The 19,370-nt window shown below is 51.8% G+C and carries 18 protein-coding genes; 4 read left to right on the forward strand and 14 right to left on the reverse strand.

The window, feature by feature from the left end; all coding sequences use genetic code 11:
* Positions 1–10 precede the first annotated feature (10 nt).
* Together ACZ41M_RS04215 and ACZ41M_RS04220 are read left to right on the forward strand one after the other, a co-directional pair.
* Positions 11–628 (forward strand): LysE/ArgO family amino acid transporter, encoded by a 618-nt coding sequence (locus ACZ41M_RS04215; RefSeq protein ID WP_464730167.1) that lies wholly within the window; start codon positions 11–13, stop codon positions 626–628.
* 101 nt (positions 629–729) lie between these two features.
* Positions 730–1,140, forward strand: a complete 411-nt coding sequence (locus tag ACZ41M_RS04220) for a hypothetical protein (RefSeq protein ID WP_464730166.1) — start codon at positions 730–732, stop codon at positions 1,138–1,140.
* 102 nt (positions 1,141–1,242) lie between these two features.
* On the opposite strand, the gene zapE is transcribed toward ACZ41M_RS04220, so the two are convergent.
* The 7 genes from zapE to lptF form a co-directional block, all read right to left on the reverse strand.
* A complete protein-coding gene (gene zapE, locus ACZ41M_RS04225) occupies positions 1,243–2,340 on the reverse strand; it encodes a cell division protein ZapE (protein WP_464730165.1) in 1,098 nt (365 codons plus the stop codon).
* 48 nt (positions 2,341–2,388) lie between these two features.
* Positions 2,389–2,910, reverse strand: coding sequence for an rRNA maturation RNase YbeY (gene ybeY / locus ACZ41M_RS04230; RefSeq protein ID WP_464730164.1), 522 nt, complete (start codon positions 2,908–2,910; stop codon positions 2,389–2,391).
* A gap of 13 nt (positions 2,911–2,923) precedes the next feature.
* The gene (locus ACZ41M_RS04235) at positions 2,924–4,234 is read right to left on the reverse strand and encodes a flavin monoamine oxidase family protein (RefSeq protein WP_464730163.1); all 1,311 of its coding nucleotides are present in this window, start codon (positions 4,232–4,234) and stop codon (positions 2,924–2,926) included.
* A gap of 86 nt (positions 4,235–4,320) precedes the next feature.
* Positions 4,321–5,469 carry a PhoH family protein gene (locus ACZ41M_RS04240; protein ID WP_464730162.1) on the reverse strand — a complete coding sequence of 383 codons (1,149 nt, stop codon included), beginning with the start codon at positions 5,467–5,469 and terminating at the stop codon, positions 4,321–4,323.
* Between the two features lie 3 nt (positions 5,470–5,472).
* The gene (locus ACZ41M_RS04245) at positions 5,473–6,402 is read right to left on the reverse strand and encodes a LysR substrate-binding domain-containing protein (protein WP_464730161.1); all 930 of its coding nucleotides are present in this window, start codon (positions 6,400–6,402) and stop codon (positions 5,473–5,475) included.
* 24 nt (positions 6,403–6,426) lie between these two features.
* A complete protein-coding gene (gene lptG, locus ACZ41M_RS04250) occupies positions 6,427–7,542 on the reverse strand; it encodes an LPS export ABC transporter permease LptG (RefSeq protein WP_464730160.1) in 1,116 nt (371 codons plus the stop codon).
* A gap of 15 nt (positions 7,543–7,557) precedes the next feature.
* Positions 7,558–8,676, reverse strand: coding sequence for an LPS export ABC transporter permease LptF (gene lptF / locus ACZ41M_RS04255; protein WP_464730159.1), 1,119 nt, complete (start codon positions 8,674–8,676; stop codon positions 7,558–7,560).
* A 150-nt stretch (positions 8,677–8,826) separates the two neighbouring features.
* On the opposite strand from lptF, the gene ACZ41M_RS04260 reads away from it, so the two are divergent.
* Together ACZ41M_RS04260 and ACZ41M_RS04265 are read left to right on the forward strand one after the other, a co-directional pair.
* Complete coding sequence (locus tag ACZ41M_RS04260) at positions 8,827–10,341, forward strand: leucyl aminopeptidase (protein WP_464737481.1); 1,515 nt, start codon at positions 8,827–8,829, stop codon at positions 10,339–10,341.
* 80 nt (positions 10,342–10,421) lie between these two features.
* Positions 10,422–10,853 carry a DNA polymerase III subunit chi gene (locus ACZ41M_RS04265; RefSeq protein ID WP_464730157.1) on the forward strand — a complete coding sequence of 144 codons (432 nt, stop codon included), beginning with the start codon at positions 10,422–10,424 and terminating at the stop codon, positions 10,851–10,853.
* 47 nt (positions 10,854–10,900) lie between these two features.
* On the opposite strand, the gene ACZ41M_RS04270 is transcribed toward ACZ41M_RS04265, so the two are convergent.
* From ACZ41M_RS04270 to ACZ41M_RS04300, 7 genes are all read right to left on the reverse strand, one after another.
* Complete coding sequence (locus ACZ41M_RS04270) at positions 10,901–11,665, reverse strand: ABC transporter ATP-binding protein (RefSeq protein WP_464732121.1); 765 nt, start codon at positions 11,663–11,665, stop codon at positions 10,901–10,903.
* An 80-nt stretch (positions 11,666–11,745) separates the two neighbouring features.
* On the reverse strand, positions 11,746–12,882 hold the full coding sequence (locus ACZ41M_RS04275; protein WP_464730156.1) for a succinylglutamate desuccinylase/aspartoacylase family protein: 1,137 nt from the start codon (positions 12,880–12,882) through the stop codon (positions 11,746–11,748).
* Between the two features lie 22 nt (positions 12,883–12,904).
* On the reverse strand, positions 12,905–13,615 hold the full coding sequence (locus tag ACZ41M_RS04280) for an ABC transporter permease (protein WP_464730155.1): 711 nt from the start codon (positions 13,613–13,615) through the stop codon (positions 12,905–12,907).
* Positions 13,608–14,318 (reverse strand): ABC transporter permease, encoded by a 711-nt coding sequence (locus tag ACZ41M_RS04285; RefSeq protein WP_464730154.1) that lies wholly within the window; start codon positions 14,316–14,318, stop codon positions 13,608–13,610. The genes ACZ41M_RS04280 and ACZ41M_RS04285 overlap by 8 nt, the downstream gene beginning before the upstream one ends.
* A gap of 238 nt (positions 14,319–14,556) precedes the next feature.
* Positions 14,557–15,402: a transporter substrate-binding domain-containing protein gene (locus tag ACZ41M_RS04290; protein ID WP_464730153.1), complete on the reverse strand. Its 846-nt coding sequence runs from the start codon at positions 15,400–15,402 to the stop codon at positions 14,557–14,559.
* Between the two features lie 299 nt (positions 15,403–15,701).
* Positions 15,702–17,354, reverse strand: a complete 1,653-nt coding sequence (locus tag ACZ41M_RS04295) for an NAD+ synthase (protein ID WP_464730152.1) — start codon at positions 17,352–17,354, stop codon at positions 15,702–15,704.
* 152 nt (positions 17,355–17,506) lie between these two features.
* Positions 17,507–19,318, reverse strand: coding sequence for a DUF885 domain-containing protein (locus tag ACZ41M_RS04300; RefSeq protein ID WP_464730151.1), 1,812 nt, complete (start codon positions 19,316–19,318; stop codon positions 17,507–17,509).
* Positions 19,319–19,370 lie beyond the last annotated feature (52 nt).

Below are 19,370 nucleotides of genomic sequence, written 5' to 3' on the forward strand. Positions count from 1 at the left end.
GAAAGTCACCATGACGCATGCTCTGCTGGCTGGTTTTTTAACCGGTCTGAGTTTAATTCTCCCTATCGGCGCGCAAAACGCCTTCGTGCTCAAGCTCGGCTTGTTGCGTCAGCATGTATTTGCCGTGGCGTTAATTTGCGCTTTATCCGATGCGATATTGATTTTCTTGGGCACGACTTTCGTCGGCTTTGCGCTCGGCCAGCACAGCCTCGCATTGCAGGTGGTCAAATGGTTTGGCGTCGCCTTTTTGCTCTATTACGGCGCAAAAGCGTTTTACAACGCCTTTCATCACGCCAAAGCAGGCAGCGATAATACGCCTTTGAACCAAAACATCGGGCTGAAAAGTGCTGTGTTGACCTGCTTGGGCTTCACCTTCCTCAATCCGCATGTCTATTTAGACACCTTTTTGTTGCTCGGCTCCATCAGCGCACAGTACAAACCTCTACACTACACATTCGCAACCGGCGCAGCATTCGGCTCGTTTTTCTGGTTTTTCAGCTTGGGTTATGGCGCCCGCATCCTCACACCACTCTTTAAAAAATCCATCACCTGGATGATTTTAGAATCCGCCATCGGTCTGATTATGTGGAGCATCGCCTACAAAATTTGGACACTGCCATTAAACTAAAGGCTCAGCAATATAAGCACAAGATCAGCACGAGCGTACAGAATTCAGTATAATCAAAAATCATCATCCGATTCACACAAATCAACACAGGAGTAAACACCATGGGAATTTTTGACTCAGTTAAAAACATTGTAGAAAAAGCCGTTAGCGAAGCCAAAGAAGTCGGTGAAGAATTGGCAGAAAAAGCCGAACACGCTGCTGACAAAGCCAAAGATTTAGCCGAAGACGCACTGGAAGAAGCAAAAGAATTCGCCGATCAAGCCGGTGATAAACTAACCGAAGTCGCATCAGCCGCATCGGTCAAAGCCGATGAAGCCTTGAAAACTGCGAAAGAATTCGCAGACCAAGCGGGTGACAAATTGTCTGAAGTCGCTTCCACTGCCAGCGAAAAAGCAGGCCAAGCATTCGAATCAGCCAAAACCGTTGCCAGCAATGCCGCTGAGCACGCCAAAGATTTGGCCGAAGACGTGACCAACAAAGTCAAAGGCGGTGACGGCGCGCCAAAAGCGTAATCAATGCCATCATTTGACTTGCCATCAGGCACAAAAAACCAGCGAATGTTTGTATCATTTCGCTGGTTTTTTCTATCTAAGACTCGAATACGAAGACACTAATTACAAATCCTTTACCTCAATCACATCTCGCTCCAGATACTCCTTCGACTGCATCTCGACCAGACGCGATACCGTGCGGAAAAACTCATTCGCCATCTGTCCCTCAGTGTACAGCGCCTCGGCCGGTGCCTCGGCACTGATAAATAGCTTTACATTGTGGTCATACATCACATCAATCAGCCAGGTGAAGCGACGCGCCTGTGACGCCATCGCCGGCGTCATGACCGGCACATTCGACAACAAAATCGTGTCAAACAAACGAATCAATTCCAGATAATCGGTCTGCGAGCGCGCGGTCACGCACAACTCGGAAAAGTCAAACCACGCCACAGAACCGGCGTAGGCTTTGGCCTTGATTTCACGGTGATTGATGTGCAGCACCTGCCCTTCATTGTGTGAGCTGAGCCGATGAAACAAGTCACTCAAGGCTTTTTCTGCTGCGTCATCGTTGGGCGAATAATAAGTCTGCGCCCGGGTCAAAGTACGGCGGCGATAGTCAATCCCTGCATCCACGTTGACCACATCGGTCACGCGCTTAATCAACTCGATCGCCGGCAAAATCCGATCGCGGTGCAAACCATTCGGATACAAATCATCGGGCTTGTAGTTCGAAGTCATGACAAAGCCCACGCCGTTGCGCACCAAACCATCGAGCAAACGGTGCAAAATCATTGCGTCGGCAATGTCGGACACATGAAATTCGTCAAAGCAAATCAAGCGGTAGCGCTCCGCCACACGTTTGGCCACCTCTTCCAACGGGTCGGATTGCCCTTTGAGCGTTTCCAATTCGCGGTGCACACCGTGCATGAACTCGTGAAAGTGAATGCGAATTTTGCGCTGAACCGGACTTTGCTCATAGTAGGTATCCATCAGCATGCTTTTGCCGCGCCCCACGCCACCCCAAAAATACACGCCCTTCGGAATCTGTGGTTTGGTAAAGAAGCGGGTCAATTTATTCGCCCGTTTCGCTTTGTACTCAGTCCATTCGTCTTCGCATTGTTGCAAGCGTTTGGCCGCTGCTTCCTGCGCAAAATCCGGCGTATAGCCATGCGCCGCCAAGGTATTCAAATAAGTTTGTAAAAAAGTACTGTTACTCATGCCGCTCTTTGTCTCAAAATATCATCATGATGTTCTACGAATCACGCATCAGGTCAAACGATGCCCTTGCTCATACGGGTCATCAAAACCCAAACGCGCCAAAATCTGGCGTTCCAAATCCTCCATCAGCTCGGCTTCGTCATCGTCCATGTGATCAAAGCCTTGCGCATGCAGCACGCCGTGTACCACCAGATGTGCGGCGTGTGCAACCACCGTTTTGCCCTGCTCCTGCGCTTCGCGCGCCAATACCGCACCGCAGAAAATGATGTCCGCCTCGATAAGCTGATCTTCACCCATTTCCTCGGCCAACTGCGCGCGCACCTCTTCGGGCAAGTCCTCAAAATCATCGCTGTCGTTGTAAGCAAAGGTCAATACATTGGTGGCGTAATCTTTACCGCGAAACTCTTTGTTCAAGGCGCGCCCTTCCGCCTCATCGACAAAGCGCAGGGTCAAACGCGCATCTTGCTGCAACGCGGCTTTAACCCAACGGCGCAACAGCGGTCGGGGCAAATCCGCCATCCAATCGTGGCTGGCATCGGCGTATTGAACGGATAAAGAGAGTTTTGCCATACAAATCCTGTCATTAAGTGGGCTGAATAATCATCTGCGCGGCACGCACGCCGCTCAAATAGGCTCCATGCGTCGTACCAAAATAATGTTTGTGCGTCGCTTCGCCGGCGAAATACACGCGCTGCGCGATCGGCTGCGCCAGCGCATCGCGCGCATCCTCCGCCATGCCCAGTGCATTGAACGAATAGGAACCAAAGCTGTATTCATCCTGCGCCCAGCGGGTAATTTGCGCGTCGATTGGATTCGGTATCTCGCTGCCCAGCATCTGCCGCACGACATTCATCGCTTCCCGAACAATCTCGTCATTGCTTTTACGCTCGATCGCGCGCCCATAATCGGCCGCGTTAAAGCCTAATAACACAGGGATTTTCGCGGCATGCGCGAAATCCACCCATTCGCTCCACTGCCCTGTCTGATTGGACACCCATTCGAGCCAAACCGACTTCGGTTGCCAATGAATTCGATCAAAACGCAGATAAACTTTATTCAAAACCCCCATGCCCAAGCTGCGTATCGCCTGCTGTTTCGCTTCGGGTAGCGACGGGCTAAAAGCAATTTTTTCCGCCTGAAGCACGCCCAAAGGCACGGTCACCACCACCGCATCCGCTTTGAGTGCCTTTTGTCCGCGCAATCCAACCGTCACACCCGCATCGGTATGCTCGATTGTGTCCACGACATGGTTGGTTAAAATCGTCAAGCCTTGCGACAAATGCTGCACGATGGTTTGATAGCCCTGTTCAAACACCACATCCGCGCCACTGAACGACTGATCTTCGTCAAAATATTGTGCCGATAATTGCTCCACCGAGCCGGAATACTCCTGCTCCAATGTGGAGTTGAGCAAAAACTCAATTTGCTGCGCCATCGCAGAGGTAATTCGTTTATTGCTTAAATACGCATTGACTGCCGCGCGTATCGAAACATCGTCATCCGCTTCACGCGCCGCATCGATCGCCATCTCGATCAACTCTTCGGCAGCATCATAATGATCGTCGTTTTGTAGCGCCGCATCCTTGGCATAAAAAACCCGCGCACTCTCCACCGAAGTGCTGATGGTTTTTGCCTGTATTTGTTTCGCCAAATCCGTGATCGGATTGCCTTGAACGCCGTGTATCCACGACGCACCCAAGTCCAGCGGCATGTCCGGCCAATGATGGCTGGTATGCGTACGCCCGCCAACGCGCTCGCGCGCTTCGAGTATCTGCACCGCATAACCGGCTTGGTGCAGACTGCGCGCTGCGGCCAAGCCCGCTAAGCCCGCGCCAACGACGATGACTTTTTTCTTTCCATTGGCCTTTGATGTTGGATTGCTCGTCTCACTCATGGCGCATGCCCAAACAGGAGTGCTCGCCATGATCGCCAAGCACAATTTCAACCAGTTTCTTCGCTTAGTGTCCATATCCGAGTCCTTTATTTGCCTGAACGCGTTTGAACCTCGGCTTCCAGCTTGGCCAATTTCGCCAAACGCGCCTCTTCTTTGGCGCGAGCTTTATCTCGCGCTTCATACGCATCGACAATGCGCGCCACCAGCGGATGGCGCACCACGTCGGCCGAGGTGAATTCCGAAAACGCAATGCCTTTGACCTTTTGCAGGGTTTGTACCGCATCGGCCAAACCGGACTTCATCCCGCGTGGCAAATCCAACTGCGACGGGTCGCCCGTTACCACCGCTCGCGCGCCAAAGCCGATGCGCGTGAGGAACATTTTCATCTGCTCGGGTGTGGTGTTTTGCGCTTCGTCCAAGATGATGAAGGCGTGATTGAGCGTGCGTCCGCGCATATACGCGAGCGGCGCGATTTCGATCATTTGCTTTTCAAACAGTTTTTGTACCTTGTCAAAGCCCATTAAATCGTACAAAGCATCGTACAACGGGCGCAAATACGGATCGACTTTCTGCGTCAAATCACCAGGTAAAAAGCCCAAACGCTCGCCCGCCTCCACCGCCGGACGCGTCAGTACAATGCGCTTGACCATATCGCGCTCCAGCGCATCCACGGCGCAAGCCACGGCCAGATAGGTTTTGCCCGTACCCGCAGGCCCCGTGCCAAAGGTGATGTCGTGCGAGAGGATATTTTCCAGATAGATTTTTTGGCGCGGTGTGCGTGCCTGCAAATCCGGTCGGCGGGTATACAGCACCGGTCCCGCGTCTTCCAATACCGGCAAGTTCGGATTGAGCGCGTGGCTCGGCAAACGCGCCTCATCGTCGTCTACTTTCGCACGCGAAGCATGAATCAGCAGACGCGCATCGGCGCGCTGCTCGTCCGTGCTCGCATGGCGTTTGTTGGCAAAGCCTGCCTGCAACTGCACGATGCCCAGCTGCACATCGTCAATCGACAATTCGCGTCCGGCCAAATCGTAAAAATACGCCAAGGCCTGAGCGACCTCTTGCGCACGCTGACCACTGGCCGCGCTGATGGTGAATTTGCCACCGCGTCGGCTGATGGTGGCGTTGTACGCCTGCTCAATCTGCCGTAGATTTTCGTCCAGCGTGCCGCACAGATGCGCCAGTCGCTGATTGTCGGATTTCGGGGCAATGAATTGGGTTTTGTGTGAAGCCATAACTTATTTCGTGTTCCTTTGGGTATCCCTTTGAGGGTTGCGCTGAGTGAGCAGCTCGATGAAATAGCGCTCGTATTCGCGCAAAAATCGGTCGATTTTCACGCTGGCATAGGTGGTATTCTTACCAAACAAATAGCCCGCATCGCGTTTGATCAGACCTTTTTGCTCGCATTCCGCCTCATTCAAGGCCATGCCCGCGAGTATGCCAACGCCCAAACCCAGCTCAACATAGGTTTTGATTACGTCGGCATCCACCGCTTCGAGCACGACATCGGCGCGCATATGTGCATCAATGAATGCCTTGTCGATTTTCGCCCGCCCCGCAAAGGCAGGTTCGTAGGTAATGATCGGGTATTCGGCAATATCGCTGATTTTCGGCTTGCTCTTATTGACCAGCGGATGATTCGCCGGAAAGAGCAATTGATGCGTCCATTCGTAGCATGCTTGCGAATCCAAGCCCTCGGTCGCGGCCAAACGTTCGGTTGCCACGGCGATGTCGGCATGGTCGTGCAACACCATTTGCGCAATTTGCGACGGCGCGCCTTCGATCAAGGACAGACGCACATCAGGGTATTTTTCACGGAATTTCGCAATCACCTGCGGCAGCACATAGCGCGCCTGCGTGTGCGTGGTAGCGATGGTCAAACGGCCAAATTTCGGGTTTTTACATTCGTACACCAAATCCTTGAACCCATCCATTTCCTGCAAAATGCGTTCCAACTGCGGCAATAAAATCGTGCCTTCTTTGGTCAGGCCACGAATGCGTTTGCCATGACGTTCAAACAAGTCAAAGCCCAAGCTCGATTCCAAATCCAAAATGGTTTTGGAGACGCCCGGTTGCGAGGTAAACAGCACTTCCGACGCACGGGTCAGGTTAAAATCCTGTCGCACGATTTCGCGCACATAGCGCAGTTGTTGCAAATTGATATTCATAGTCCATTCCTTCATCGATGATGGCTATACCACTCGAGTCACACGCCACAGCCAAATCATGGCAATGACCAAAAACAATACGGTCGGCGCCGCCGCAATCAGCACCGGCGAGTACGTCAGCAGCGGCCCCAAAAACTGCACCAAGGCGCTCAGAATAAAGAACAGCAGCCCTAAGAAAATCCCCGTCACCACACGCACGCCCACGCCGCCTTTGCGCGTCTGCATAAAGGCAAACGGCAAAGCGAGCAAAAGCATGGTCAGCATACTCAGCGGGTAAAACAGCTTTTGCCAAAAACCGAGTTCAAAATCACGCGAGCGCTGACCAGTCGATTGCAAACTGTCAATCCGCTGGCTTAACTGCATGAGCGGCAGACCAACGAACGACTGCCCCTGATAACGGATGGTGGACAAGGTGTTGTCCCCCAAATTGACCGTTTGCTCATCTAATTTTTGCTCGCTTTTGCCTGCGACCACACCGTTCTCACTCAGACTCAAATCGTATTGATGTACCTCTTTGAGTAGCCATTGTCCGGGCTTCTCGGTCTCCTGTGCGGTTTTGGCGTAAGTAACGCTTTTGAGCGCAAAGTCCGGCGTCAATTCGTACAGACGCACATCCTGCAAGGTGTCGCCATTCACCACCGTACGCACGTTGATCATTCGGCTGGCGTTCTGATCCAAAATCTGGCGACTCCAAAAACCACCGGCATTTTTAAAATACGAATCCGAATGCAAGGCTTTGTTCTTGATGCTGCGCGCCCATTGATCCGCATTGGCAATACCTGCCTCACCGACCAAAATCACCACCACCGCCAACACCGCGCCCATACTCATGATGATGCCAACCATGTGTCTGACGCTCAGACCCGAGGCACGCCACGCGATCAACTCCGAGCGCGCAGCCATGTTTGACAGCGCCAATACCCCGCCGATCAAAGTACAAATCGGCAGCAAACGATACACATAATCCGGCGAGCGCAACAGCACCACGGAGATCAAGGTGCGCCAAGTGTAATCATGCTCGCCCAAATTCTTCATCTCTTCCAAACCATCCATCGTGACCAACACGAGGAAAAAGCCCAGAAGAACCGCCAAAATCGACAGCAAAATTTCACGATAAAAGGTTTTAACAGCCAAATTCATACCCATCAACCCCGCTCAATCCTGCTTTTTCTGTAATAGACTGCCCAGAGAAAAATTCGGCAGCCGCCATGAATTGAAGCGATACCACAGCGCCAACAAACTCAAAGCCAAAAAGCCACCATGCACCAGCAGCAAGCCACGCGAAAAACGCCATTCGCCACGCGAAATATTGCTCTCGCCGATCTTAATCACATTCAGATAAATCATCAGAATCAAAATTCCCATCAGCACGCCCCAGGTTTTGGGCGAACGCGGCCGCACATAACCGAGCACCACGGCAAAAATCGCCGCCGGAATAATCATGAACGCATCAGAAAAACGCCGATACAGCTCACTCATTGCCGCTGCGCCACCTTTGTCCAATAGCTCATTGGTGAACATCTGATCGACCGGTTTTTCTTTGATCGCACCCACATCCACCTTAATCAAATCCTCCAGTGACAAACCATAGCGCCCAAAACGCATGCTGCTCACTTGCTCTTTCTCCTGCTCCAACAAATATTGACGACCGTTTTCCAAAATCAAAAACGAGCGACCATCGGCGCTCTCCTGCATTTTGGCTGACTGCGCAATCACCGTCAGATTTTTATCCGTTTGTTGCTGTGCGACGAAAATCTGCTCAAACTCTGGCAATACACCGGTTTTCACCTGACCAACGAATACCGTGCGCTCACCGCTTCTGGTGGTTTGAAACGAGCCGCTTTTGACCAAATTCAATTGACTGACCACATTATCGGTTCGAAACGCCGACATTTTCTGATTCGTCCACGGCAGCATCACCGCGTTCATAAACAGCAAAAAGCCAAACATCGGCAGCACCAGCATCCACACCGGACGGAAAATCGCCCAATGGCTCGCACCCGAAGTTTGCCACACCACCATTTCCGAATCTTTATAGATACGCGCAATCGTACTGATGAGCGCAATCATCACCGTCGCCACCATAATCAGCGGAAAATAACCCAGCGACACCACCAGCAAATACTGGAGCAGCACATCCACTGAGATTTTGCCTTGATTGACGTCATTGAGCGAGCGCACCAAAAAGAACACGGTCAAAATCGTGAACAAGGTGAAGAAAATAACCGCCGTTAACGTGATTTTTTCCCGCAAAATCGAGCGTTGAAAAATCATGGGGAAACCTATCCAAAAATAAAACGCGTACTGAACTATAATAACGCCATTGCGCGCGGCACGATAAATATGCAAACCAAACGCTTATGCACCAAACTTGGAACAGCGCGCGCTTATTATTCAAAAGCTTTATTTTACAGGAAAAACACCATGATATTTCAGATCAAAGCCGCCTCTTTGCCGAAAGGCTCAAAAAAACAGCTGAACTGCATTTTCGTCGTCGCACTGCAAAATGAACAATCCCAAGCGGCTCTGGACGCAAACACCCTGCAATTGCTACCTGAATCCGTACAAAGCGCGCTCAATACCGCCATCGCCGCCGAGCATTTCACCGCCGCCAGCGGCCAGCAAATCGGCATCATCGACCACGCCAGCCACAGCCAATTCATCGTCCTCGGCGTGGGTAAGAAACGTGAAAAAGCAGCCAAAACCGCCGCACAAGCGATCACCCAATACTGTCAGCAGTACGAAACCAAGCAAGCCTACGTCTACATTGACGAGAATTTAGATTTGGATCAGCAGGCGATCAATCAATTCATCCAATGCGCCGCCGATGCAGCCTACACCTTTGAAGCACCGAACGGCATGCACACGGGCGAGCACGCCAAGCAAAACGCCAAAAAAGCGGCACAAAGCGCCAAACGCGTGATCACATTGATGACCGCAAAAACCCCGAATGCCAAGCAAAAGCAAGAGTTCGCCCAAGCCGTCGCCATCGCCCAAGGCACCGCACTGAGCAAACAATTAGGCAATATGCCGGCCAACTACGCGACACCGACGCATTTAGGCAATATCGCCAAGCAACTGGCCAAAGAATACGGCTTCAAAGCACAGGTTTTGGAACGCAAACAAATCGCCGCGCTCAAAATGAACTCCTTCCTCTCGGTGGCCAAAGGCTCGACCGAGCCGCCGCGCTTCATCATCCTCGAATACAAGGGCAGCACCGCTAAAGCCGCACCGACTGTATTGGTCGGCAAAGGCATCACCTTCGATTCGGGCGGCATCTCGCTCAAACCGGGCGCGGGTATGGACGAAATGAAATATGATATGTGCGGTGCAGCGTCCGTTTTAGGCACATTCAAAGTACTGGGCGAGCTCAAACCCAATATCAATGTGGTCGGCCTGATCGCCGCCTGCGAAAACATGCCTGCGGGCAATGCCAACAAGCCGGGCGACATCATCACCTCCATGGCCGGTTTGACCATTGAAATTCTTAACACCGACGCCGAAGGTCGCCTGATTTTGTGCGACGCCCTCACCTATGCCGAACGCTACAAACCCGCCGCCGTGGTTGATATGGCAACACTCACCGGTGCGTGCGTGGTCGCATTGGGTCACCACCACACAGGTCTGTTCGCCAATAACGAAGAACTCGCGCAAGAGCTGCAAACCGCCGGTAAAGCGCAGCAAGACACCGCATGGCGCATGCCTTTGGACGCCGATTACAGCGAACAACTCAAATCCAACTTCGCTGATCTGGCCAATATCGGCGGTATGCCGGCCGGCAGCGTGACCGCAGCGTGCTTCCTGTCCAAATTCACCGAAAAATACCCTTGGGCGCATTTGGACATTGCAGGCACAGCGTGGAAATCCGGTACGAACAAAGGCGCAACCGGCCGACCTGTGCCGTTATTGAGTCAATTCCTGCTCAATCGCGCAAAATAATCTGTTGAAATAACTGTTTGTGGGGGCGCACTTCATAGCGCCCTCTCATCAAACCCGCCAACGAACCCGTAAAAAACGCCATGACCCAAATTGATTTTTTCAGCAACGCGCCCAACCGCATCGAATACGTCGCACGCTTATTACTCAAAGTACAGCAACGCGGCCAAAACGCCGTGGTCTATGGCTCGGCGCAAACCCTGAGCGCACTGAGCACAGCACTGTGGCGCAGCGACGGCTTTTTGGCGCATGAGATGATGTTGGACAACAACGCACCACTGAACGATGTCGCTCCCTTTATCCTGACCGCGTGTGAACACGAGCATTGGCCGCATCATCAGGTATTGATCAATCTATCCGACGCGCAACCGAGCTTTTTCGCGCAGTTTGAGCGGTTGATCGAAATTGTCCCTGACGAACCTGCGCCCAAACAAAAAGCGCGTGACCGCTGGCAAAGTTATAAACACACGGGCTACACGCTCAAGCATCACGATATTGCGGCGATGCGAAAATAAAAAAGCGGTCAATTGACCGCCTTTCTCTATTCCATTCCCGAAATCACTTACTTTAAATTCCCCGACAGGAATTGTTGCAAACGTTCGGACTTCGGTTGCGACAAAATCACCCGCGGATCGCCCTGCTCTTCAATCATGCCTTTGTGCAAGAAAATCAAATGGTTGGATACTTCGCGTGCAAAACCCATTTCATGCGTCACAATCACCATGGTGCGGCCTTCTTCGGCCAGTGCGCGCATGACTTTGAGCACCTCGCCAACCAGCTCGGGATCCAGCGCAGAAGTCGGCTCGTCAAACAATATGACTTCCGGCTCCATTGTCAAGGCGCGTGCAATCGCGACGCGCTGCTGTTGTCCGCCCGACATGGAGGATGGGTATTTGTCCTCCGCATTTTGCAGGCCGACTTTGGCCAGATATTGGCGCGCACGCTCGGTCGCCTCGGCTTTGCTCATGCCGAATACGCGAATCGGAGCTTCGATCAGGTTTTCCAACACGGTCATGTGCTGCCACAGGTTAAAGTGCTGAAACACCATGGACAGACGGCTGCGAAAATGTTGCAATTGTTTGGCATCAGACGCCACCAACTCTCCGGCTTTACTCACTTTGAGATTGAGCACCTCGCCATTGAGCGCAATCGTGCCTTGATTCGGTTTTTCCAACATATTGATGCAACGCAAAAAGGTACTTTTGCCCGAGCCTGATGAACCGATGATACTGATCACATCACCCGCATTCGCGGTCAAAGATACGCCGCGCAGCACTTCGTTGTCTCCATAGCGTTTGTGAATATCGCTGACTTTTAATTTTTCCATGCTCATAGTGTTCTACCTTTGATTTCTTTTTTGTTGACTGTATTAATCGCTTTGAATCAATCTCGATTGAGTTCTGATATTTACGGCCCCAAGGCATCGCCCAAGCCCAAATCTTTCGCGCCGGACACGCTCACCAACGTCGTCCCCTGCTGGGCAAAGTTGGCATGATGCACCGCGTAAACAAATCCATCGGTCGGCGTGGTGACGGGCGTGCAGATTTGATGAATCGGGTCAATGATGTCCGCCACCACTTGCCCTTGCGTTACCGTGTCGCCCGGATGGACGCGATACACGGCAATCCCTGCCAATGGCGCCAGCACATAGCTCAAACCGGACAATGGATTCGGCTCACGAATCAAATCAGGCATGGCTTGAATCGCCTGCTCATCCAGTTTAATCGCGCCGATATGCGCCAAATACTGAACAATCGCCTGCGCATCGGTCTGCGCCCATTCGTGTTGCAAATCCCCTTCGCCCCGCAATTCAATGGTGGTGCTAAAGCACGCCAGCGGAATATTCGCCTGCGGAAATTCGCGGCTCAAGCGCAGCCAAATGGTGGACAAAAATTCGTCAAAAGCATTTGAGCCGGAGTTTTCCGACAGAATCTGGCATTCGCTGCGCAAATAACGCGCCAGCGGCTCTAATTGCGGCCACAACTGCGGTAGTGTATAGGTGTGCATCACGGCTTTTTCATCGCAGTGCAAATCCAACACCACATCCGCATCATGAGCCAAACCAACCAAGGTCGATTGCAGCAAGTCCACTTGGGTATTCGATTGATACGCCGCAATTTCCTGCGCCATCAGTGCGCGAATGGTTTTGACATTCGCATTGCCATCGCTGCTCAAAACACTTGGGTCTGCCTTTAATTTGGCCAGCACGCGCTCATACAGCGGGAAATTGGTCAGACGATTGAAATTGCGTCCGGTAAACAGGTCAAAGCGCCCCGACTGATGGTACATCAGCGTTTGCCCCAAGCCAATCGGATTGCACAGCGGCACGAGGACGATGTGCGCTTTGATGCGACCTTCTTGCTCCAATTGCTCCAACAGCGGGCGCAAATGATAGGCGACCAACGAGCCGGGCAATTCATCCGCATGCAAGCTCGCCTGAATATAAATTTTCTGCTCGGCGTTTTGCTCGCCAAAGCGCAAGACCGTCAGATGACGGGTCGTGCCCAATGACGTGCCATCCAGCGCATGATATTCAATTTTCATAAGCTTTTCTCTCAGACAACGATCAATGCGAACGTGGACGCAAATGCGCCAAATAGCGTTTTTCCAGCGCCTTGAACACCAGCACCAAAATATACGTCATGATCAAGTACATGATAGCCGCCGGAATATACGCCACGAACGGCTGATAATGCGTCGAATTGAAACGCACCGCCTGACCGGTGATTTCAAACAGCGTGAAACTGGAGGCCAAGGCGGTTGCCTGCAACATCAAAATCACCTCATTGCTATACGCAGGCAAAGCGCGACGCAAGCTTGATGGCAGCACAATGTGACGCATCACCTGAAACGAGCTCATACCATAGGCGCGCCCCGCCTCGATTTCACCATACTCGGTATTATTGATCGCACCGGAGAAGATGATCGTCGAGTACGCGGCCGTATTCAACGTCAGACCCAGCAACACCCAAAAATACGCATCGCGCAAAAAGCCAAAACCGTCTTGGGTCATCAGATTTTGCACCCAGCCCAAACCACCGAAGCCATCATAAAAAATATACAACTGTACCAACAGCGGCGTGCCGGTAAAGAAAAAGGTGAACAAGCGCACCAACTTGGCCTGCCATGTCGTTCTACGAGAATGAATCACCGACAAAGGCAAAGCCAGCAAGCCGCCGACTAACAGCGATACAAAGGTCAAGCTGAGGGTCAATGGCAAGCCTTCCAAGGCTTGCGCGAACGATTTGCCCCACAACTCCAGCAGTTCGTTATTCATAGCGTACCTCCACAATGCCTTTGCGATAGGTTCTGTCCAAGTATTTGAACAAATACAACGATGCGATGGTAATCAACAAAAACGCCACCGCCGCACACAAATTAAACAGCAAAGACTGATGCTCCGCCGCACCGGCTTGGTTCGCAATGCGCACCACATCCTCCAGACCGATGATGGACACAACAGCCGTTGCTTTGGAGAGCGCCAGCCAGTTGTTGCGAATACCGGGCAAGGCAAAACGCATCATCAGCGGAAACGTGATGCGACGCAAAATTTGCCAATCGCTCATGCCATACGCCATGCCTGCTTCCATTTGCCCGGGCGGAATCGCCATGATCGCACCGCGTATGGTTTCGGTAAAATATGCGCCGTAAATCAACGACAGCACCAGAACACCTGCTGTGAACGGATTGATTTCGATCAGGCCAAAGCCCAAATACTCGGTCCATTGGTTCAGCCACATCTGGATGCCGAAAAACAGCAATAACATCCAGACCAGCTCAGGCACGCCGCGCAGAATCGATGAATAGGCCGAGGCAATCGCACGCACCCACGCAAAGCGCGACAGGCGCATCTGCGCGCCGATCATACCGATGACAAAAGAGAAAAAGAATGAGGTTGCCGCCACCGCCAAGGTGAGCAAAGCCCCTTGAAACAAGCGTGGCAAATATTCAAAGATAACGCCAATATTGGATGTATCCATCTGAGCATCCTTGCTGTGTCGTGTGACTACTAACGATAATCAGGCTGGAGCCGGTATTGTTCTAATTCGGCTCTTTGCCTTTTATACTAATTGATTCGATTCAAAGCGGGGCGTTTGGGATCATTCGGCATGATTGCGCCTCATCCCAAGCCACTCCCATGACAGCAACCGACGATTGTTTGATAAAAAACCCCGCCAGCATGATCCATCGTTTGCGGGGTGATTGACAGTCTGCCGATTACTTGCCGTAAATATCGAAATCGAAGTATTTTTTCGCGATTTCGTTATATTTACCGTTGGCGCGAATCGCTTCAAATGCTTTATTCAAGCTGGCCAACAAGGCGGTGTCTTCTTTACGCACGGCAAAGCCGGTACCGTCGCCCAAGATAGCCGGATCAGCCGAGCTTGGCACGTCCTCGCCCACTTGAGCAAAGCCCTTGCCCGCAGGGGTTTTCAAGAAACCATCGGATACAGTCACGCCGTCGGCAAACACCACTTCAACGCGGTTATTCACCAAGTCTTTTTGTGCCGCTTCCAAAGTTTTGTAGCGTTTGATCACCGCATCTTTGAAATATTTGGTGGCGTAGTCATCTTGAATCGTGCCTTGTTGCACGCCCAGCAATTTGCCTTTCAGACCTTCTGGTGTGGTTTGCAGCGTGCTACCGGCTTTGGCTACGAATTTATTCGGTGCATTCCAGATTTTTTGGGTGAAAGCCACGGATTTTTTACGCTCTTCGGTGATGTTCATGGATGAAGCGATCACGTCATATTTTTTCGCCAACAGGCTTGGAATAATGCCGTCCCAGTCTTGGTTTTGGAATGTGCAGGTGGCTTTCAACTCTTCGCACATCGCTTTGGCCAGATCAATGTCAAAGCCTGTGATATCACCGGATGGGCTGGTGAATTGAAATGGTGCGTAGGTTGCATCCGTACCGAATTTAATGGTCAACGGTGCAGCCGCAGCAGGTGCAGCACCGCCTGCCGCTGCTGGTTTGTCTGCCGGTTTGTCAGCCTTTGGCGCGCACGCGGCCAAGCTCAATGCGACCAATGTCGCGCCAACCCAAGTCATTGTTACTTGTTTCATTGCTCTCTCCATTCAAATCAAGGTGATGTCATATTCATTCGTACCGGATCGTACTGATATCAAATCAAACCATACAGCCAAAACGATTTGTAAACGCTTTCTAAGGCAAAAACATCCGTCTTTTTGGCATTTGTACGGCGCAAGTCTAACACAATTTCTACCATTTTCAAGCACCCAAATGAGGCCATTTGATGCCCAATAATGAAAACATGATGAAAAAATACGTCAATCCGTAAAAAACCGCCTCATTGTCCATTCGTCAATGAGGCGGTTTTTTGCAATAGTGCAGGGTCTGCTTGTTATTCGCTGAACTGGTTCATAATCGGCACCCGCCAGTCTTTACCAAACGCCAGCGTGGTAATACGCGGCCCGAGCGCGCCCTGTTTGCGTTTGTATTCATTGATGCGCACCAGACGCGCCACACGTTTGACCACCGCTTCATCATGCCCTGCGGCGACGATGCTGCGCACAGACTGACGCTGCTCAATATAGCGGTGCAAAATATCGTCCAGCACCTCATACGGCGGCAAACTGTCCTGATCGGTTTGGTTGTCGCGCAATTCCGCCGATGGCGCACGCGTGAGGATATTGTGCGGAATGATGTCGCGCGCGCCAAATGCGTCGGTTTGATTGCGCCAGTCGCAAATGCGGTATACAAAGGTTTTATAAATATCCTTGAGCACGGCATACGCACCGACCATATCACCATACAGTGTGCAATAGCCGGTCGCCAATTCGGATTTATTGCCCGTATTGAGCACCAGCGAGCCGTGTTTATTCGACACCGCCATGAGAATCACGCCGCGGATACGCGCTTGTAGGTTTTCCTCGGTCACATCGGCTGGTTTGCCATCAAATACCGGCGCGAGCATCTGCGTGTACAGATTGAACATTTCTTCAATCGCCACCACGTCGTAGCGCACACCGACGCGCTGCGCCATGTCCTTCGCATCATCCAGCGACATTTGCGCCGTGTAGCGCGTCGGCATCATGATGGCATGTACATTTTCCGCGCCCAGCGCATCCACCGCCACCGCCAGTACCAAAGCCGAATCAACTCCGCCGGACAAACCGAGGCATACTTTTTTGAATCCCGTCGTATGCACATAGTCGCGCACACCCATGACCATCGCGCGGTAGGCTTCTTCTTCCTCGCTCGGTGTCTCGATAATCATGTCTTTGTGCCAAGTTTTTTTCTGCGTATCAAATACAACCTCGTGCACCACCGGCACAAACATCGGCATTTGCATCGCCAATTCGACTTCGCCACCATTCGGTTGCAAGGCAAACGACGCACCGTCAAAAATCAATTCGTCTTGCCCGCCAATGCGGTTGAGCGACACAATCGGCAAGCCGGTTTCATTCACACGCGCACCGAAAAATCGGCGGCGTTTCGCCACTTTTTCCACATGAAACGGCGAAGCATTGAGCGCGATCAAGACCTCTGCGCCGAGCTCTTTCAAATGTGCCGCCGGTTCGGGATGCCACGCATCCTCACACACCAGCACACCGATTTTCACGCCGTGAATTTCGGTCAATTCGGGTTTCGGCCCCACGGTGAAATAGCGCAATTCATCAAATACCGACTGATTGGGTAATTTTTGCTTATGAATGCGCTGCACTTCACGCCCACCGAGCAACACCACCACGCTGTTATAGCATTTGGTTTTCACGCCTTGGGTAAACCATGTGGGAATCCCGACCAATACATATAAATCGGGATACGCCGCCAATGCTTCGCTCAAACGGCCAAACGCCGCCTCAGACGCCGCGCGAAACGCCGGACGCATCAGTAAATCCTCCGGCAAATAGCCGGTAATCGACAATTCCGGCGTGAGCAAAATATGCGCGCCCTGCTGCTGCGCACTGGCCGCCGCCTCCAAAATTTGCGTCAGGTTAAAGTCAAAATCACCTATGCGGGCGGGAATTTGGGCGCACGAAATTTTTAGCATGTTGTTATCCGTTGTTGAAAAGCACAAAAAAATTCATAGCCGACATGATACATGAGAACGATTTTGCCATCACATCACGCCACATAGAAAAAGGCGAGGAAAATCCCTCGCCTTATCTAATTAAAAGCAGCTTTGATGTATCACCGTCGGGTTTAATGCGGATTGGATGCATCCGCCCAGCGATGAATTTTATGCTCCAAAACCGCCAAAGGCAATGTGCCGGTGCTAATCACTTGATCGTGGAACGAGCGCACATCAAAATTCGCCCCCATTTTTTGCTTGGCTTGCGCGCGCATATCACTGATGGATAGCTGTCCCACTTTATACGACAGCGCCTGCCCAGGATTCGCCAGATAACGAACGACTTCATAGTCAATGTAATCTTTGCTAAGCGCCGAGTGGTCAGCCATGTATTTTTTGGCCTGATCTAGGCTCCAGTTGCGGGTGTGTAAGCCGGTTTCCACCACCAGACGCATGGCGCGCAGCATTTCATTATTCAACTGGCCAAAGCGTTGTAATGGGTCTTGGCACAACGCCAACTCTTGGCAAATGGATTCGACGTACAGCGCCCAACCCTCTTCAAAGCCATTGATTTCAGCGAATTTTCTAAATTGAGGTACATTTTGCTGCTCTTGTTTCAAAGAGATTTGAAAATGGTGTCCCGGGCGCGCCTCATGCACGTAGTTGGATTCCATTTCCCAGGTATACAAACCCAGTCCTGGCTTGGTATTGACGAAAAATACGCCGGGCTTGGACGCATCTGCCGTGCCTGCGCTGTACCATGCCGCGCCGTCGATCTCTTCACGCTCCGGCGGCACCGGTTTGATTTCCAGTTTTGTTTTGGGAAGGTGGTTAAAGAGCTTGGGAATGCTATTGTCCAGACGCTGATCTATGGCCTTGAACGCAGCCATTTGCTTGGCACGCTGGGTCCATTGATATTTTTTGTTGGTTGACAGGTCTTGCATGAAGTCTTTGAGACTGCCTTTGAAACCCGCAGCCTCCTTGGCCTCATTCATCTGCCGATAAATGCGCTCTACCTCCGCTTCACCCCTTTGCGCAATGGTATCAACCGGTAAATTCGTACTGGTTTGTGCATCGCTCAAATATTGATACCACGCGCTACCGTTCGGCAGATCTTTCCAGCCCAATCCTTCGCGTGGTTTGTATTGCGTGCTCATGTAGTTGACCAATCGCTGTATCGCAGGCGTGACTTCGGTCTGAACCGTTTTTCGATAGAGTTTTTCCAATCGTACCCGATCAGCAGCCGAGATGGTTTTAGGGAAACGCTGTACCGGCGAGTAAAATTTGCTTTCTTTCACTTTACTGCTCACCAGACCGCGCATCAGCTCAACCGTCGCATCCACCACCGGACGCGGCTGGGCGATGCCTTTGGCCGAGCCCTGCTTCATCCGCTCGATCGCCAAATCTGCCCAATGGCTAAAATCACTCATCCGCGCAGCGAAATCCTCGTAATCCTTAACCGTCTCAAACGGAAAAACCAAATCGCCACTGGCCTGCATCGCCAGATCCGACACTTTGTTGACCTCCTGCGTGAGCGGCAAGTACTGGGATGGGAAGTCAAAACCTTTGATGGCCGTTTCCCGTGCGTAGATAAAGGCGTCGTATGACAGCTGGTTTTCCGCATTCAGCGCTTTACGATCCATTTTCTGCACCAAAGCCAAATATTGTTGCTCCAGCGCTTTTTGCGCAGCCAAATAATCGTCAGACAGATAGTCACCAAAGCGTGCGTTGTATTGATTCACCTCTTTGGCCGGCGCGTACAACGGGTTTAACGCCGCATCGCGGATGAAAAACTCATCAACCGTTTGTCGAAAGTGCGTATCTGCCGTAGCGGCCTGCTCAGCAACGGGCGCTACCGCTGGCGTTGCAACGGTATCTGTAGCCCACGCAGGCTGCTGCGCAAAAGCCAAACAGACTGCGCTCAGTAATGCGTATTTGGTCATGGGGCTGTGCCATGATTGAATAGTTATCGTGTCTCCTATTGCTACTTCTCTT

The organism is Puribacter membranae, from assembly GCF_055380425.1.

Excerpts from the sequence above, each read along its gene's own strand:
- ACZ41M_RS04215 (WP_464730167.1), top strand. The coding sequence starts at position 11 with ATGACGCATGCTCTGCTGGCTGGTTTTTTAACCGGTCTGAGTTTAATT.
- ACZ41M_RS04220 (WP_464730166.1), top strand. The coding sequence starts at position 730 with ATGGGAATTTTTGACTCAGTTAAAAACATTGTAGAAAAAGCCGTTAGC.
- zapE (WP_464730165.1), bottom strand. The coding sequence starts at position 2,340 with ATGAGTAACAGTACTTTTTTACAAACTTATTTGAATACCTTGGCGGCG.
- ybeY (WP_464730164.1), bottom strand. The coding sequence starts at position 2,910 with ATGGCAAAACTCTCTTTATCCGTTCAATACGCCGATGCCAGCCACGAT.
- ACZ41M_RS04235 (WP_464730163.1), bottom strand. The coding sequence starts at position 4,234 with ATGAGTGAGACGAGCAATCCAACATCAAAGGCCAATGGAAAGAAAAAA.
- ACZ41M_RS04240 (WP_464730162.1), bottom strand. The coding sequence starts at position 5,469 with ATGGCTTCACACAAAACCCAATTCATTGCCCCGAAATCCGACAATCAG.
- ACZ41M_RS04245 (WP_464730161.1), bottom strand. The coding sequence starts at position 6,402 with ATGAATATCAATTTGCAACAACTGCGCTATGTGCGCGAAATCGTGCGA.
- lptG (WP_464730160.1), bottom strand. The coding sequence starts at position 7,542 with ATGAATTTGGCTGTTAAAACCTTTTATCGTGAAATTTTGCTGTCGATT.
- lptF (WP_464730159.1), bottom strand. The coding sequence starts at position 8,676 with ATGATTTTTCAACGCTCGATTTTGCGGGAAAAAATCACGTTAACGGCG.
- ACZ41M_RS04260 (WP_464737481.1), top strand. The coding sequence starts at position 8,827 with ATGATATTTCAGATCAAAGCCGCCTCTTTGCCGAAAGGCTCAAAAAAA.
- ACZ41M_RS04265 (WP_464730157.1), top strand. The coding sequence starts at position 10,422 with ATGACCCAAATTGATTTTTTCAGCAACGCGCCCAACCGCATCGAATAC.
- ACZ41M_RS04270 (WP_464732121.1), bottom strand. The coding sequence starts at position 11,665 with ATGGAAAAATTAAAAGTCAGCGATATTCACAAACGCTATGGAGACAAC.
- ACZ41M_RS04275 (WP_464730156.1), bottom strand. The coding sequence starts at position 12,882 with ATGAAAATTGAATATCATGCGCTGGATGGCACGTCATTGGGCACGACC.
- ACZ41M_RS04280 (WP_464730155.1), bottom strand. The coding sequence starts at position 13,615 with ATGAATAACGAACTGCTGGAGTTGTGGGGCAAATCGTTCGCGCAAGCC.
- ACZ41M_RS04285 (WP_464730154.1), bottom strand. The coding sequence starts at position 14,318 with ATGGATACATCCAATATTGGCGTTATCTTTGAATATTTGCCACGCTTG.
- ACZ41M_RS04290 (WP_464730153.1), bottom strand. The coding sequence starts at position 15,402 with ATGAAACAAGTAACAATGACTTGGGTTGGCGCGACATTGGTCGCATTG.
- ACZ41M_RS04295 (WP_464730152.1), bottom strand. The coding sequence starts at position 17,354 with ATGCTAAAAATTTCGTGCGCCCAAATTCCCGCCCGCATAGGTGATTTT.
- ACZ41M_RS04300 (WP_464730151.1), bottom strand. The coding sequence starts at position 19,318 with ATGACCAAATACGCATTACTGAGCGCAGTCTGTTTGGCTTTTGCGCAG.